The organism is Chryseobacterium sp. CS2K3 (assembly GCF_059515185.1).
Genome location: NZ_JCAKRW010000007.1, coordinates 116,485 through 133,224, shown reverse-complemented (window position 1 = coordinate 133,224; position 16,740 = coordinate 116,485). Strand labels below are relative to the sequence as shown.

The following is a 16,740-nucleotide window of genomic DNA, read 5'->3' as shown; positions in this document are numbered from 1 at the left end:
TCAAAAACCTAATATAAACACTTCAATATCAATAAAATACTCATGAATCAAATTATCATGTATACATTTTGTATACATAACAATTAGTAACATTTCCCTTTATTTAACAATTAATGAAACGAGGAAAGGCTTTGGCGACATGTATTATTCAAATAATTAATTCAATAAAAGTGTAAAACCTTACAAGCGCTTGTTTGTAAGGTTTTATAGGGTAGATTAAAAATTACCATGAAGTTTACACCTAAGTTTAAGCTTTAAGATGCTTATAAAAAATATGATTTTATACGTTTTCAACCTTGATGGATTATTTATATGAAAAAACTTAAAATACTTTTCTTTTCCAGACAATTTTTAAAGCAAAATGTGAGATCAACGAAACAAAAGTTTTAAAAATAAATCAAAGAACCGAGCATATCTTTATGCTTCTTCAGTGTATTTATAAAAATCACATTTATCCAAACCTTCAACAATCCTAATTCATATAATACAGCGATAAATTTATTCAATAATCAAAACACAAATCTATCAGTTAACACTAAAATATACACAAATTGTATATAACACCAGCGCACGGTGTACATATAATTTAATGATAAATAAAGCCACACTTCCTATTCTTGTATTATTTTCGCACTACAAATGATAAAATAAAACAAAAAGTTATGAAAAAAAATTCCATTCTTCCTTCAGGTATTGCTACTTCATATCTGACTCTATATTGCATCACTACTTCTATGCAATCTTTTTCTAATTACTAAAACAAAGATTTAAGGTATCCGAATTTTAATCTACGACATGAATAGTCTTTTGTTATAATTATTTAAGCTGAAACTGTAATTCTAACTATCAGATATTGTGTTACACAAGTTTCCAATGATTAAGCTTCTCATATTTACTCATGATTAATAAATGATCATAGAAAATTGTGATGCTATCAATCCTACTTAATTATAACATGCACTCAATTCACAGACTCTGTTAAAACATTTATTTGGTTCTACATATCTCAAATAAAAAATATCAGAATCTGTCTGATCTGTATTATGAGATTCAAAACCATTAATAATCACATGATCATAGTTTAACGCTCATATTTAAAACACACATTCATCATACTATCCCAGTAAGAAATGCAAGAATGATACTTACACCTTTAAAAAAATAAAAAACCATTTTTAGTTATGAAAAAAAATATTTTAACGATTGCAGTTTTGGTATTAGCTTTTACTAATGCTACTGCACAGAAAGGTAATGTAGGAATCAATACTACAAGTCCTACCGAAACATTACACATCAAAGGTACTTTTAGATTAGACAATTCCAATGCAGGTTCCGGAAAAGTATTAGTTTCCGATGCCAATGGTGTAGGTACCTGGACTACAATTCCCACAGGAGGCGGAACATTAAATAATATTATCGCAACAGCACCCATTACGGCATCTGTTTCCGGAAGTAATGCCACAATAGGTATCAATAGAAATAATCTGGCATCCGGGGGAGCAAGTTCAGCTACAGCAACTACCCCTCTTACAGTTGTAAATGGTAATGGAGCGGTAATCAATGGTGCCAATACCACACTCACGGTGAATAATACTGCTCCTTTATGGAATGCCAATCAATTAAACGGTTCTGCTGTATCAGGAACGCCAGCTAATGGGCAGACTCTTATCTATAACGGAACAAACTGGACGCCTTCTACTCCAACTTCCGGAACAGTTACTAATTTTTCGGCAGGAGATTTAGTTCCTTTATTTACAACAACTGAAAATACGACTACCACAACACCAGTTCTAAACTTTAGTTTAACCAATGCGGGTGCTAATACTATTTTTGGCAATAATTCAGGTGCAGCAGCGGCTCCCAATTATTTTTCTTCAGCTAATCTCCGAGTAGCCGGAAATGTTACGGGGACTCTTGGTGCTACTGTAGTAAGCAGTATTCCTGCGACAGCAGATACAAGTGACTGGAAATTGACTGGAAATTCAGCTACATCGGGTGCAGGTTCATTAGGAGCCACGTCTACAAACTATATAGGAACTAAAGATGCCAAGTCTCTAGCATTAGGCACTAATAATATTACCAAAGCTATTTTGGGAACTGATGGTTCTCTGAATGGAGGCGGCGGAACATTAAATTCTCTTGCATGGGGTACCAATAATACAGCAAGCGGTAATTCATCAGTGGCTTTAGGAGCGGGTAATAATGCAATTGGTAATAACTCTGTAGCTATTGGCAGTAATAATAATGCATCATCTACAAACTCTATAGCAATAGGATATGATGCAGCCGGAACAAACAATACAAATTCAGGAGCTTATTCAATGGCTTTAGGGTATGGAAATACAGTATCCGGGCAGAAGAATTTTGTTGTAGGGCTTAGAAATACCGTATCTGCTGCCAATACAGATATTTCATTTAAAGGGGGAACATTTGTTTTCGGAAATGATAATACTGTACCAGCAGCAAACTCCATTGTAATTGGAGGAACAAACTTTACCAATCAAACTTCAATGGTAATAGGTGACAATAATGGAACTTTAGACAATCCTATTGGTAGTGGATATACTATTGGGCGTAATAACATAGCTAATAATGCTGGTTTTATTTTGGGTGGACAGAACAGTATTACAGGAGCAACTACAACCGGAAGCATGATCCTGGGAAATTTTGGTACCCTATCAGGCAAATCATTTAATACTCTTTACAGTAATGATGTTCATTATTTTAGACACTCTTCTCCTAACAGTAAGACCATAGTTGGTATTAACGTAGATCCTTCAACATTTGATGCGAATGCTATTCAAAGTGACTTAACAGTGAGCACCGCAATTCGTATTGTTCCTCAGGCGCCTAACTCCAGCTGTGATTCCAGCAGTGAAGGAGCTATACGCTATAATGCTGCTTTGAAAAAACATCAGGGATGTGACGGTTCTAGCTGGCAAAATTTATACTAATTCAGAATTGTTCAGACAATTCTTTAAATATTAATTTTTAAATACAAAGGGAATGAAAAAAAACTTTTTTACAAATTTGATTATCCTGGTGTTTACAGCATTTTCTATAAAAGCTTTTGCACAAGGATACACGCCTATTCGAGGAATAGGTATTGAAGCAAGCCCGGTGGGACAGGCTGGTATTTGCTTAGGATGCTATAATGGGAGCTTAACTCCATTAATTGATGCAGATTTGAATAATAAGGTAAGCATGGGTAGTTTTGCCAACCTTATTAGTGGAAATGGTATTTCAGTAAAAAATAAAAATATCGTTTATCCGGCAGGCTATGTAACGGGATTCAAGGTGGATACCGGAACAAGTTTAATTACTGCAGAGCTATTAAGTTCACTGCGTATAGCAACATATCTTAATGGTCAGCTTCAGGAGGTTTCGGTGAACAGTGCATCTTTAGTATCAGTACCTGCATTTGGTGGGTTAAACAATACTAATTTATTACATTTAAAAACCACGAAGCCTTTTGATGAAGTAAGATTATATCAAACGACATTAGTTTCTTTATTTAGCACGATGAATGTATATTATGCCTTTGCATTTGATCCTAATAAGGTTCCTGTAGAAGATAATAAAATCTGTGATGATATTATTGGAGGTTCTGGAACTGAAATGATTGTAGATACTAAAGGATCTCTTGCTGCACCATTCTCGTATATTTTTGACCATCAAAATCTTGCTGATGGTAATAAAAACTCAGCTGCTAAAATTTTCTTACCTATAGGGGTTTTAGGTTCTTATTCTGTGGGCGTTCTTGACAAAGATCAGGTATATCCTGCAGGGGTAAACGCCGGATGGGTAATTGAACCTGATGATCAGGGTAAAATCTTATCTGCTGAATTTCTAAAAAATATGGTTGTTGAGACTTATCTTTATGGTAAGCTACAGGACTCCAAAACAATTTTAGACGGTGGCGGGCTTATTAATATCAAGGCATTAAGTTTTGGTAGCTTTAAGCAGAAAATTTCTTTAAAAACAACAAAGCCTTTTAATGAAATCCGTTTAAAAGTAAACCAGACTTTTGGATTTAATTTGGGAACTTTAAAGGTGTATTATGCCTTTGAGGAACCAACAACATGTAATAACTGTAATGAATTTCTTCAGACATCAGGTTCTTCTCAGAAAGGTGATATTGTTTCCGGTTATAACTGGACCGGACAATCCGGAAACTTACCACTTCTAAATCTTACCAATATTAAGAATCCTGCAAGAATAGTTGACACTGACCTAAACAATTATGCTACCATCAATATTGCACCTATCAATATACTTATTCCAAGAGCTTATGCTACTGTAAAAAATACAGAAGGAAAAGTATATCCGAAAGGAACATTTGCAGGATTTAATGTTATAAAAAGTGCAACGCTGGCATCCATTGATTTCTTAAGAATGGTTACTATTGATCTCTATAAAGGAGAAACACTGGTAGGAAGTAAATCTGCCGGCGAGCTGTTTAGTGGTCAATTCTTCGTAGCACAATCCAATATGTATTGGGTAGCAATGACAGCTCCTGCTCCTTTTGACAGAATGAAAATTACAGTTGCTCCGGGAATAACACTTGGGACAGGGGAACAATATTATATCTACAATTCATTTGTACAGGTAGATTCTGATGGTGACGGTGTTCCGGATTGTAATGATAAATGCCCTGGTGGAAATGATGCTATTGATACGAATGGAAATGGTATTCCTGACTGTGCTGAAAAATGCAGCGAGGTGAATGACAAGTCTAATTCTATTGACTCAGATGGTGATGGCTTGAAAGATTCATGTGACAAAGATTCTGATAATGACGGTATTCCGGATTCAGTTGAAGACACTAATAAAAATGGATTATATACAGATGATGATAAAGAAGGTAATTTGAACTTTATCGCTGCATTGGGAGATTCTGTTCCTAATTATAGAGATTTAGATTCTGATAATGATGGTATTTTAGATCTTTTTGAGTCTGGTATTCCTTTATCTGTTATCAATACTATTGATAAAGATAAAAATGGAGTCATTGATTCTGATATTGCAGTAGGAAATAATGGTATTGCAGATATTTTAGAAACAGCTCCGGATTCTGGGGTAATGAAATATCCTTTAGCTGATACGAATGGTAATGGTATTCCTGATTATTTAGATGTTTCAAGTAATTCTAATACGTTTGACCTGTATGCTATAGGAAAACAAAACCTGGATTTAATAGGTGCCGGATTTATTACTCCAATTGTGGATGCAGATAATGATGGTATCATGGATGCAAGGGATACTTCTGTAAAGAACCCTGCGGATACTAATAAGACGGTCTTTGGAGCACCTAATTCTCCTCTATCACCTTATGCTACAGCAAAAATGGCAGCCAATTCTTTCAAAAAATTAATGGCTACTCCATTAGAAGAAAAGCAAGTATTGGGAGATCTTAAAATTTATCCTAATCCTGTAAAAGCGGGTGAAAATATTTCTTTCGGTTCTACTGAAGCATTAGAAGGGCAATTTGTAATTTATGATTCTAAAGGTGCTGTTGTAAAATCCGGAGATATCCAGGCAAGAGGTAAAATTTCTACGGATACCCTTACTGCTGGTCTTTATATCTTAAAAGTAAATGCTAATGGTATTACAAAATCATTCAAATTAATAGTAAACTAATTCGATCTTACTATAAATATAAGAGGCAGCATCTTAGATGCGCCTCTTTTTATATCCATTGTTTTCAAAACATTATAAAAGAATATTATCTCAGCTATCATTCATAAATTAAACTTTTATAAAATGAAAAAAATATTATTAATCTCATTTCTTACATCCGGTTTTCTCTACTCACAAAACGGAGCATATGATTTGAAAGTGAAATTCAATGAAAAAGACTTTCTTTCCAATTTCATTACAAGCAATTTTAAAAATGAAATAGTTACTCAGGTTCTTGACCATTCGGATTCTGTGTGGAATAAAAATACTGATCAAAATTACATTCCGATTTTTAGCAAAGTACTTATTGAGCGTGCTAAGATGCAGAATGATAAGGAAGCGAATCAATTAAATAAAAAAGATCTGGAAGAATGGGAAACCATGAAACCTGAAATTGTGAAAACCAATATTATTGAAATGTATCAAGACGCTGTTAACAGAACGTTTGATGTTTCATTTATAAAAAATTCTTTACAGAGAAATAACATTCATGATTTCACCTTAGAAAAGCCTTCTTATAATGAATTTATCATTCATTTTAATACGGATGCTGAAAGAAAATCCGGTGAACGTATACTGAAAGAAAACATTTTATCCATCTACCCTATTCCAGGCGATGAAACGATTCATCCTATTTATAAATGCATTAAAGAATACATGCGAAAAAAGAAAATAACTGATGGGTCTATTGAAGGTCAGTTTTTATCTTTTCCAAATGATGAACAAATAAATTATAAAACTCATTTTAAGGAGCTGGAGAAGGAATGTTCATCTACAGAAAATAGTATTTCTTATTTTACTTTTATTCCAAAAGGAAGTGACTATACAACGAATATCTATGCTGGAAAAAAAACAGAAGCTGAGTTTATATTTAAAAATATGAAGTTTGTAAAGGCTATTTATGATTTAAATTATAAAGGACAAGCTCAAATTACCGAAGAACAGGCAGCGGAATACCGGAAAAAAGATAAGATTCTGTTTAGTTTTAAGGAAAACAAAGAAGGTGACAGTCTAATGAAAACGTTGCTGGAATCTAATAAAAATAATGGGTATGTTATAGCTAAAAATAATGCAGATATTTTGCTTCCTATTCAGAAAATAGAAAATAAAAATAACGGTACTTACAGTTTTGAAATTACAGCTTCTCAGTACAATTGGGAAAATATTTACGAGGATATTTTATTTGAAGTCTTTAAAAATTCGATTACTATAAAATAACGTCATATCCTTAATAATCAAAAGGTTGTTCCAATAAATGAGTAACAGCCTTTTTTATCCCAACATAAATTGTCCATCACAAGATGGATTTAAAGATTACAGCATCTAAAGCTTAAAAGTATAATTGACTGCAAAATACCAGAGAAAAAGACCGAAGACTAAACAAATACTATTCGCAATGATCAGCAAAATGCCTAATAAAGTCTTTCTTGACTGTATAGCTAAAATCAAAGCTGTTGCAATGAACAAAATAGTGATAAATATTGCAAGGTTTTCTAAGTCATAGGTATACAGGAATTTATCATATTTAAACAATGATATAGTGATAGCAATATGTATAGCAGTAGCAAGAAGGCTTAGTTTTAATATTTTAGGCATAGAGTATTTTATGATGGTTTTAATCTGCAACGATGATGTTGAGGTAAAAGCGGTGTTTATTCTTCACAAATATATTAAAATACTGAAAGGAGTGTATTGATTTACGGGAAACCGTAAAATGTAAGTTAAAAAGAGATGTAAGTTTGAGATGTAAAAAAGTATTAAACCTAATTCCATTTCAGGTAATACTGTTTAAGAAAAATGTATATTTGACGCCCGCTTAAACCGGGATATAATCCAAGAAATATAAAAGTGTCTAAAGAGAACAAAAGATTTTATTTTAGAATTGATACAGAGCCTAGTGAAGGCATTGAAGTCTTCGTAGGACAAAATGCAGGAACACAATTGAATCATGATATTCTGAATGCAAAAGAGGAAGTTTTAATTATCTCACCTTATATCGATGAAGTAAAGTTGGATGATCTCATTGCATTAAAGAATAGAAATATCAATGTAAGGCTGGCTTTCAGTGATCTTCGTCCGGAACAATACAGGGAGATTCTCACGAAGTTGATTCATCAGCACAGAGTAACTGATGTAAAGAAAAAAGAGAAAAGAGATAGCCAGAAAAATATGCTGTTCTTCTCTTCTGTTGCTTTGTTCTGTCTTGGAATTTTTTCCCTTATTTATTTCGGCATGCACGTGGTAGATGATTTTACAAATTCCAATAATTTTCTTGCAATACTTATTTCTCTTGGATCTTTTTTTGGTTTTTACAAATGCTGGGAAATGAAAGCGGTGGTAGAAAAAATGGAAATCTACACGTATCATTATTCTGAAAAACTGAATTTTAAATATATCCGAAACAGCCGTTATGACAGTAAGTTTATCCATTCAAAAATATATGTAATTGATAGAAAAGTGGCATACCTGGGATCATTAAACTACACTAAAAGTGGTTTTACTACCAATTTTGAATCTCGTATCAGAATTACGCAAAGGGAAAAAGTGAATGAATTGGTGAGTTTTGTTCATGATATTTTTGAGGATAATATCAATGTACGAAAGCATGAGCTTTTTTATCTTGGGAAAAAGATTTACAGTGAGGAATTGTATTAATGAATGCATTTTATTTATTGATAAAAACATCAGCGGGCTCCTTTGGAGCCCGCTGAATCTTTAAAGTAACTATTATCGAAGGTCTTATTTTTTGATTATTTTCTCTGTAACAACTGCCGATTTGGTTGTAAGTTTAATGTAATATATTCCTGCCTGAAGAGAAGAAAGACTGATTTTTTCTTGTATTGCAGACAAACTTCCTTGTGTTATTAATTGTCCTGTAGAGCCATAAAGTTCATAAGAAACTAAGGGATCTTTACTTTTAATGTGTAGAACATCCTGTATAGGGTTCGGATACAATTGAATTCCAGCCTGAGAAGCCGAAATTTCTACCACGGAAAGCTGGCTGCATACTGATTTTCCATATTTGGCAAAGAAAGCCTGAGATTTATTTCCAATAACATTTTTAGTCATCATATTCAGTCCATCGCTAGGGTCTGTGAATAAATTTTGATGAAAGAATCCACCCAGAATATAGTTTCCATCACGGTCTGTGGTAATGGCTGTAAATTCGTCCCAGCTTCCAGGCTGGCTGTGAATCTCCTGAGTACCTATTATCGCCCCAGTATTTTTATTAAGACGTACTAGTAACGGGTCTGCATCAGCAAGTGCTTCCATTGCATAATTTCCCCAAACATCGGAGCGACTTCCTTTTGCGAATGCAATCTCATTTCCATTAAGTGCCAATCTCCCTTTTGCGAAACGGAATCCGTAATTATTCGTCATTGTTTCCGGTGTTGCTGCCCATTGTACAATTCCATCTGCATTAATTTTCATCACGAATGGAACAGTTTCATTATAACTTCTAGAAGGAAAGGTATAGTTTCCAAAGGTAGCAGGAGCTGGTTTTCCGTTAAAATAGTGTCCTGAAAGATAAAGATCTGAAGAACCAGGATCTTTTATAATGGACTGAATTTCTTCATCCGGCTCTGTATATCCGCAGTTCAGTTCTCTTCTCCATATTTCAGCACCGGTGGTACCATCAAATGCCAATACAAATGAACCTCTTAGAATGGGAGAATTATTATATGAAAAGTTCTGTAACACACTACTGCCGTTAAGCCTGTTTCCTTCCAGATAATATCGGTTCAAACTTTCATCATAAATTAAATTTGTTTTACCATTAAATGTTCCCATCTCTAATCCGCCGGATATTGGCAACAAAAGTGGCGTTGCCATAGTCATATTCCCATTATCATAATTAAACTTCACCAAATAATACTGATACTCCCATATATAGGTTGAAGGTACTGTAACAGTCCCATTCAGATGAGTTCCTGCTTTGAGTCCTATAATGGTATGAATATTTTTGGAGGAATCCATATACATCAGATGAGAATCAGTAATACGTGTCTGAACACTAACATTTCCCTGTAAAGGTTTATTCCAAATCAAATTACCATTGGATGTGTTATATTTCAGTAAGTAAGATGATATCAGGTTAGGATCTACCGTAGTTTGATCAACATAAGTAAAAGGTGGAATAATATGGGTATCATCGAAATGGATAGGCACACCGGTTGGATCTCCAACTGTCGCAGCACTATACATCGTAGATAAGATATACAGACCTCCATTATTATCCAGTTTTATATTCCAGCCAAATTCTCCGTCCTGTGATCCTCCGATTGCTCTTGTCCATCTTAAATTACCTGCACAGTCAGTAGAAAAAAGGAATAAATCCCTGAGCCCATAATTGGTAACGGGTGTACCATCTACATTTTGACTCTGAGCATTCATAGACATCAGATAATAGATATTATTGTTATTATCCACCGCAATATCCTTGATAGACTGATCATACATATAATTGAAGCCGTAATCAACAGAACCGTTTACTCCACCTGCCTGTTTTGCCCATTGCCATTGATAATTCTGGCTAAAGGATAATGCAGGTAATAGTAAAAGAAATAGCTGGGATATATTTTTTTTAACTTGTTTCATACATTGATTTCGTTTTTCATAAAATTACTTGTGCGAAAAGTAAAATTACAGGGGTTATTATTTTTTAAATGGTATTACTTTTTGATTATTTTTTCTGTTACGACAGTCGATTTTGTTGTCAGTTTAATATAATAAATCCCTGTTTGAAGGGAAGATAACATCAACTGCTCTTCCACCGAAACCAAACTGCCTTGCTTTACTGACTGTCCTGTTGCACCATAAATTTCATAAGAAATCAAAGGATCCTTACTTTTGATATGAAGAACATCCTGTACAGGGTTCGGATAAATCTGTATTCCTGCCTGAGAAGCTGAGGTTTCTATAACAGACAACTGACTGCATGCAGACTTCGCATATTTTGTAAAAAATGATTGGGATTCACCACCAATTACGTTGACGGACATTGTATTGACTCCATCATTGGGATCAACAAACAGATTATTATGAAAATAGCCTCCAAGGATATAATTTCCATCTCTATCTACAGCAATTGCCGTAAACTCGTCCTCTCTTTTAAAATCACTAAGGATTTCAGCCGTTCCTATTACGTCTCCAGTTTCTTTATTGAAACGCACTAATAAAGGGTCCTGCAGATCTGAATTGGGGCGCGTCATGGCATAATCTCCCCAAATGTCATTCCAGCTGCCTTTTGCAAAGCCAATTTCATTTCCGTTAATAGCAATTACTCCTTTCAAACTTCTGTAACCACCGAAAGAGGTAATTCCATCAGGAATTTTTGCCCATTTTACAACGCCATCAGCACCAAGTCTCATTACAAAAGGAGTCTGTCCTGCATAGGGACGTAAAGGAAAAGTATAGTTCCCAAAAGTAACATCAGTAGTAAGATCATAATATCGTCCGGAAATATAAATATCAGAGGAAGAAGTATCTTTTATGATGGAATGTATTTCATCGTCTTTTGAGTCCGGCATTGTGGTTGTAAATTCTTTCCTCCATAATTCGGCTCCGGTAGTTCCGTTAAATGCCAAGAGGTAAGCATTTTTTGTAAATGGAATATTGTTGTAGGAGAAGTCTTCAAACTGAGTGGTATACTCACCCCAAATTCTTTTCCCGGCAAGATAATACTGATTCAGGTTTTCATCGTACAACAGGTTCACACGTCCAAACGGTTCTGCCGCGCTTATTCCTCCTGTAATCGGAAGCAATAATGGTGGCTGAACGGTCATGTTTCCGTTATCATAATTAAATTTAACCAGATAATACTGATAAGAGGAAGTATAGCTGTCCGGTACTGTGATCATCCTGTTCAGATGAGTTCCTTTTCTAAATCCCATAATAGAATGTATATTTTTGGAAGAATCCATATACGTCATATGAATATCACAAAAGCGACTTAAAAAACTTACATCACCCTGTAAAGGTTTGCTCCATGTCAGCTTCCCGTCGGATGTTTTATACTTCAGCAGATAAGCAGATTTATATCCGGGATCTGTGGTATCCGTGTCTACATAGGTAAAAGGAGGTATAGTATGAGTCTCATCAAAATGTATAGGAATACCGTTCGGGTCGGTAGTATCTGCAAAACTATAAAGTGTAGCCAGTATATATAGTCCGCCATTATTATCTAATTCAATATGCCAGGCACTTTCTTTATTTCCGGAACCTCCTATAGTGGTAGACCATCTTATATTTCCCTGACAATCGGTAGAAAAAAGCAACAGATCTCTAACGCCATAATGGGTAACCGGTATACCATCCAGATTCTGGTCCTGTTTACCAATTGTTGTGAGATAGTAAACATTATTGTCATTATCCACGGCGATATCACGTATGGATTCATCATATGAATAATCAAACCAACTATCCGGAGAGCCAAAAACACCGCCAACCTGTTTTGCCCATTGCCACTGATAATTCTGGCTGAAAGATAATACAGGCAGCAATAGGAGTAACATTCGGCTTAAATTGTAAAGTTTTCCCATAGTTCTTAGTTATTTTTTATAAAAGACAGTGCTCTTTTAGAGGAACATCATCTGCATTATAAATGGATTAAAGGTTTATTTTTTGATAAATTTCTCAGTGATAACTGTTGATTTTGTTTTAAGCCGGATATAATAAATTCCTGTCTGAAGGGAGGATAATATCAACTGCTCTTCTACCGAAGCCAAACTGCCTTGCTTTACCGATTGTCCTGTTGCACCATAAATTTCATAAGAAATCAAAGGATCTTTACTTTTGATATGAAGAACATCCTGTACTGGGTTCGGGTAAATCTGTATTCCTGCCTGAGAAACCAACAGAGTAACAGCCATCCGAAGACGCGCTGTCTAGTGACATAAGTGGTGTTTTTCATGGTTATTAAAATGCATTAATTTTCATTTGAAAAATAATAAAAATAATAACACAAAAATCATTTATACGTGAAAAATATCACCAAAACACAACTCATATATCAACAATATAGCAATTATCGTAGTTATATGTTATTTTACATATATTGCAATTATCCTTAAAACTAATTTATTTTCATTCTAATAAACATTAAGTGAATTTTATTCGCTTTTTACAAATAAATCAAAGTAAAAAATTCACAAAATATAAGCATGAAATGCAACAATTACACAAATACCAATAAAAATGTTATAAAAATAAATATGAAAAATACCTAATCATAAACAACAATAAAAATAAAAAAATCATTTCCATTCCTGAAAACGATTTTTTATAATAACGTCCTATTATTTTATACTATTCATTATCGAGATACACAAAATCCCCGGTATTCAATTTTCCAAAAACCTCATTCATAAAAGCCGGATTAATGATAAACAAATAACTTGTAAGGTGTGGATTCTTTTTACCTTCAGTAATTTTTGCCTTTGCCGGATCAATTTCAATTTTCAAAGTACTATTTTCATTATCATGAACAGTTATAAATCTGATGATTCTGTCTTTCTTAGTCCATTCAAAAATAATCAACCCGTCCTTCCAGCTGCCGTTTAATTTTTTAGGAATGCCGTACTTTGCATTCAATAATTTCAGAAGCTTATTATTATCTGTCGATGATATTCCGTCTGCTACCGCTCCGATGATCTTTATCTTACCATCCATCGTAGTGGCAATATTTACTTTCTGAAAAGAATATTCCTGAAAATCAGCCAATGAATATCTTGAACTCCAATTGAGCTGCCGATATTCAAAACCAATAGGTTTTCTGCCATCAGAGAACACAAACGTCGTATCTTTTTGGAACATAAACGTTTCCGAATCATTCACTTTTATTTCAAATGCATTATCATAGGTTTTAACTTTATTTTTTTCAGGAAACAAAGTGGAAATTCCTGTATTAAAGTCAAAATTCTCAAGATTTAACGCCCCCTCTCCAATAGGCTGCCCTTGTTTTTGCCCCTTACAGGAAATAATTAATACAAAAACAGATAATAGTAGTATTCTTTTCATTGTATCCTTATAATAAGCAGTAATATTACAAAAAGTTTTAAACCTGTTTTTTATTTTAATATTAATCCAAAATTTTAAACCTTCAAGTCTCCGGAAGAGAATAAAATATTTTATTTGATTTTCTGCACTACAAATACAGGCAATTATAAAAAACTCTAATTATATTAGTAAAAAAGAACTTATTTTGCGAAAAAAAGATCAGCTGCTATGAAAAAATATTTTAAGGAAATAATGATCGTGCTCATTGTAATTCTGTCACGATTACCCTTTATTTTTAATAGCCTTGGCTCCGATTTGGATGGCTGGAGAGAAGTTTATACCGGAAAAATATTACATGAACAGCATATTTACCAGGTATCCCGTTTTCCAGGTTATCCGGTTCCGGAATTCTTATATTCATTAGTCTATAATGCTCCGTATTGGTGTATCAATTTGCTTTCTGTACTTTTTACAGCCGGTTGCAGCCTGCTCCTTTTTAAAATACTGGATTTTCTAAAAGCAAAATTTTCACTGTCTATATCCATAGTATTTTCTTTCATTCCGGTTATTTACCTGAACAGCACCATCGCAATGGAATACAATTGGTCCCTGTTTTTTTTACTGAGTGCCATTTATTGTATCATAAAGAACAACCTTTGGATTTCTGCACTTTTTTTCGGATTGATGGTAAGTACCAGGTTTAATAATATCATTTTTCTGCCCGCACTTCTTTTCCTTACTTACTTTTACACAGGAAAAAGCACCAGAAAAGTTTTCTTCTACTCATTTTTATCCATCCTTTTTACTTGTTTCTTATTCTCACCTGTCCTTATAAAATACGGGACTCATTTTCTGCAAAACTCAGGAGATTCAGAATTCAATCTGGCAAGTATTCTGAGTCTGGCAACATTGTATATATATGGAGCTATAGGAACTCTCGCTATTGGCTTGGGGGTAATAATGCAGTTTTTTACAGGAGAATCTCAAAAAATAAAAGACTTGAGTAAAAATCATTTCATAACATTCTGTGTTATCATGATCATTTCAAATCTTATCTTCTTTCTAAAATACCCGTTAGAACCCGGTTATCTCATACCGTCAGTTCCATTTGTTCTGATTCTTTTACAGTATATAATGAAAGAACAGATTATGAAAATTGTTTTATGTTTCTTGTTTCTATCGCCTTTTTTTATCCATATTACCGCTGAAAAAAACCATTTTAAAGGAATCGTGTTTACAAATGAAGATTATGAAGATCAGGGATTACAATATTGCCATAATCTTGTGCAGGAAATTAAAAATCGATCTAAAGACCAACACGCCATCTTCCATGTAGGCAATCTCTCGGAGCAAATTATGCTGGTAGGAAAATTTGATAAAAATCCGAATACTGAAATCGTTAAAAATCTTTCTAAAAAACAGGAAGAAGCTATTCGTAATAAAAAAATAAAACTTTATTACATTAATACAATAGACGGTAAAATTGAAAACGAGAAAAATCATATGCTGGATCAGCACGGAGTATTATTTTACAAAGATTTTGAATTAAACAGATAAAATTGAAATCCTGACTGAATTCTTCATTATAAAAGAAAAAAAAAGACGCCTTTCATCCCTTAAAGCCATATCATGAGAATTTCCATCAAACGTTGCATAAAAAATGAAATACCTTATCTTTGTTTTTTCGAGACTTAACATTAAAACTTTTATTCGAAAATATTCTAAATGAAAAAAAATAGCTTTTTATTTTCTGCAAAAGGAATTCTTATAGCCGGGTTTTTATCCCTGAACACAGTAATGCATGCTCAAAAAACAGCAGATATTTCAACCATTTCGGAGAAAACCTTAAGCAGTATTCTGGAAAAAAACAGAACCTATTCTTCTCAAGGTAAAGTCGCGGATTATATTCCTGAACTCGGAAAAATGGACGCAAAAGCTATTGCTTTTTCAGTTGTAGATAAAAATGGCAAAGTATTTAACACAGGTGATGTCAGCAAAAAATTCACTATGCAGAGCATCTCTAAAATTATTGCTTTAATGGTTGCCGTTAATGAAAGAGGTGAAGCAAATGTTTTTGATAAAATGGGCTACTTCGGCTCAGACAGACCTTTCAATCATTTTTCCAATCTTGAAACCACTGGAAAACCCCTTAATCCTATGATGAACGCAGGAGCCATCCTCACCACTTCCCTGATTTCCGGTGATGGAGAAAAACCATTTTTAAAAGTTTTAGATATGGTTCGTTATATCACAAAAAATCCTGCAATTGACTACAACAAATCGGTTTATGAGTCTGAAAAATCTACAGGACACCGTAACCGTGGAATGTTTTACATTATGAAAAACAGCGGATTAATTTCAGGAAACGAAGATCAATTAGATAATTATTTTAAACAATGCTCTATCGAACTGACAGCTGAAGATTTAGCTAAGATCGGTTATTTCTTTGCTAATCAATGCGTTCGTTTTGACGGAGATTCTACTTATAAAAATACTGAGTTAGCAAAGCTGATAGAATCTCAAATGCTTACCGCAGGAATGTATGAATTCAGTGGAGAATATTCACGAACTGTAGGATTACCAAGCAAATCCGGCGTTGGTGGCGGAATTACTGTAAGTGTTCCAGGGAAAATGGGTATTGGAGTATTCAGCCCCGCCCTGGATCAGCATGGAAATTCATTAGCCGGTTATCATATGATTCTAGATCTGGTAAAACAGTACCAACTAAGTATCTTTTAATTGTAAAGATCTACAGTCTTCATTATAACGGATAAACTACATTTCAGGCAACCCACACTCTACAAGCAAGCCTATAGATTTTTTTCATTTCCGCAAAAGCAGAATAAAGCAAAATCCTCACAAACAGATATTTGTGAGGATTTCCACTCTGCATAAAAGTTAAGAAAACTCTATTTACATACCTCCCAGAGTTACCATCCTTCTGATATAAAACAATTTCTCTTAAACATTTGTTATAGAAAAAGTAACATATGTTATAACTTTTATTCTTCAATAATCTCAATTTTGCACAATATTTTAAAGCTTTAAAAAATGAATTAAAAG

At 33.8% G+C, this 16,740-nt stretch carries 10 protein-coding genes; 6 read left to right on the top strand and 4 right to left on the bottom strand.

The window, feature by feature from the left end; genetic code table 11:
• Nucleotides 1–1,181: 1,181 nt before the first annotated feature.
• From AC5YGG_RS13630 to AC5YGG_RS13615, 4 genes are all read left to right on the top strand, one after another.
• Nucleotides 1,182–2,954 (top strand): beta strand repeat-containing protein, encoded by a 1,773-nt coding sequence (locus AC5YGG_RS13630; protein ID WP_496145018.1) that lies wholly within the window; start codon nt 1,182–1,184, stop codon nt 2,952–2,954.
• A 52-nt stretch (nt 2,955–3,006) separates the two neighbouring features.
• Nucleotides 3,007–5,640 (top strand): T9SS type A sorting domain-containing protein, encoded by a 2,634-nt coding sequence (locus tag AC5YGG_RS13625; protein WP_496145017.1) that lies wholly within the window; start codon nt 3,007–3,009, stop codon nt 5,638–5,640.
• Between the two features lie 123 nt (nt 5,641–5,763).
• Entirely contained in the window at nt 5,764–6,897 is a 1,134-nt protein-coding gene (locus tag AC5YGG_RS13620) for a hypothetical protein (RefSeq protein WP_496145016.1), read from the top strand.
• Between the two features lie 630 nt (nt 6,898–7,527).
• Nucleotides 7,528–8,334 (top strand): phospholipase D-like domain-containing protein, encoded by an 807-nt coding sequence (locus AC5YGG_RS13615; RefSeq protein WP_496145015.1) that lies wholly within the window; start codon nt 7,528–7,530, stop codon nt 8,332–8,334.
• A gap of 84 nt (nt 8,335–8,418) precedes the next feature.
• Here AC5YGG_RS13615 and AC5YGG_RS13610 read toward each other — a convergent pair whose 3' ends face one another.
• The 4 genes from AC5YGG_RS13610 to AC5YGG_RS13595 all read right to left on the bottom strand — a co-directional run bounded on the left by AC5YGG_RS13610 (nt 8,419) and on the right by AC5YGG_RS13595 (nt 13,698).
• Nucleotides 8,419–10,278: a T9SS type A sorting domain-containing protein gene (locus tag AC5YGG_RS13610; RefSeq protein ID WP_496145014.1), complete on the bottom strand. Its 1,860-nt coding sequence runs from the start codon at nt 10,276–10,278 to the stop codon at nt 8,419–8,421.
• 74 nt (nt 10,279–10,352) lie between these two features.
• Nucleotides 10,353–12,221, bottom strand: a complete 1,869-nt coding sequence (locus AC5YGG_RS13605; protein WP_496145013.1) for a T9SS type A sorting domain-containing protein — start codon at nt 12,219–12,221, stop codon at nt 10,353–10,355.
• 75 nt (nt 12,222–12,296) lie between these two features.
• Nucleotides 12,297–12,551: a T9SS type A sorting domain-containing protein gene (locus tag AC5YGG_RS13600; RefSeq protein WP_496145012.1), complete on the bottom strand. Its 255-nt coding sequence runs from the start codon at nt 12,549–12,551 to the stop codon at nt 12,297–12,299.
• A 436-nt stretch (nt 12,552–12,987) separates the two neighbouring features.
• Nucleotides 12,988–13,698 (bottom strand): hypothetical protein, encoded by a 711-nt coding sequence (locus AC5YGG_RS13595; RefSeq protein ID WP_496145011.1) that lies wholly within the window; start codon nt 13,696–13,698, stop codon nt 12,988–12,990.
• 207 nt (nt 13,699–13,905) lie between these two features.
• Between AC5YGG_RS13595 and AC5YGG_RS13590 the strand changes: the two genes are divergently transcribed.
• Both AC5YGG_RS13590 and glsA read left to right on the top strand, forming a co-directional pair.
• Nucleotides 13,906–15,234 (top strand): hypothetical protein, encoded by a 1,329-nt coding sequence (locus tag AC5YGG_RS13590; protein WP_496145010.1) that lies wholly within the window; start codon nt 13,906–13,908, stop codon nt 15,232–15,234.
• 168 nt (nt 15,235–15,402) lie between these two features.
• Entirely contained in the window at nt 15,403–16,416 is a 1,014-nt protein-coding gene (glsA, locus tag AC5YGG_RS13585; RefSeq protein ID WP_496145009.1) for a glutaminase A, read from the top strand.
• Nucleotides 16,417–16,740: the final 324 nt, after the last annotated feature.

Excerpts from the sequence above, each read along its gene's own strand:
- glsA (WP_496145009.1), top strand. The coding sequence starts at position 15,403 with ATGAAAAAAAATAGCTTTTTATTTTCTGCAAAAGGAATTCTTATAGCC.
- AC5YGG_RS13600 (WP_496145012.1), bottom strand. The coding sequence starts at position 12,551 with ATGGCTGTTACTCTGTTGGTTTCTCAGGCAGGAATACAGATTTACCCG.
- AC5YGG_RS13590 (WP_496145010.1), top strand. The coding sequence starts at position 13,906 with ATGAAAAAATATTTTAAGGAAATAATGATCGTGCTCATTGTAATTCTG.
- AC5YGG_RS13620 (WP_496145016.1), top strand. The coding sequence starts at position 5,764 with ATGAAAAAAATATTATTAATCTCATTTCTTACATCCGGTTTTCTCTAC.
- AC5YGG_RS13595 (WP_496145011.1), bottom strand. The coding sequence starts at position 13,698 with ATGAAAAGAATACTACTATTATCTGTTTTTGTATTAATTATTTCCTGT.
- AC5YGG_RS13630 (WP_496145018.1), top strand. The coding sequence starts at position 1,182 with ATGAAAAAAAATATTTTAACGATTGCAGTTTTGGTATTAGCTTTTACT.
- AC5YGG_RS13605 (WP_496145013.1), bottom strand. The coding sequence starts at position 12,221 with ATGGGAAAACTTTACAATTTAAGCCGAATGTTACTCCTATTGCTGCCT.
- AC5YGG_RS13625 (WP_496145017.1), top strand. The coding sequence starts at position 3,007 with ATGAAAAAAAACTTTTTTACAAATTTGATTATCCTGGTGTTTACAGCA.
- AC5YGG_RS13610 (WP_496145014.1), bottom strand. The coding sequence starts at position 10,278 with ATGAAACAAGTTAAAAAAAATATATCCCAGCTATTTCTTTTACTATTA.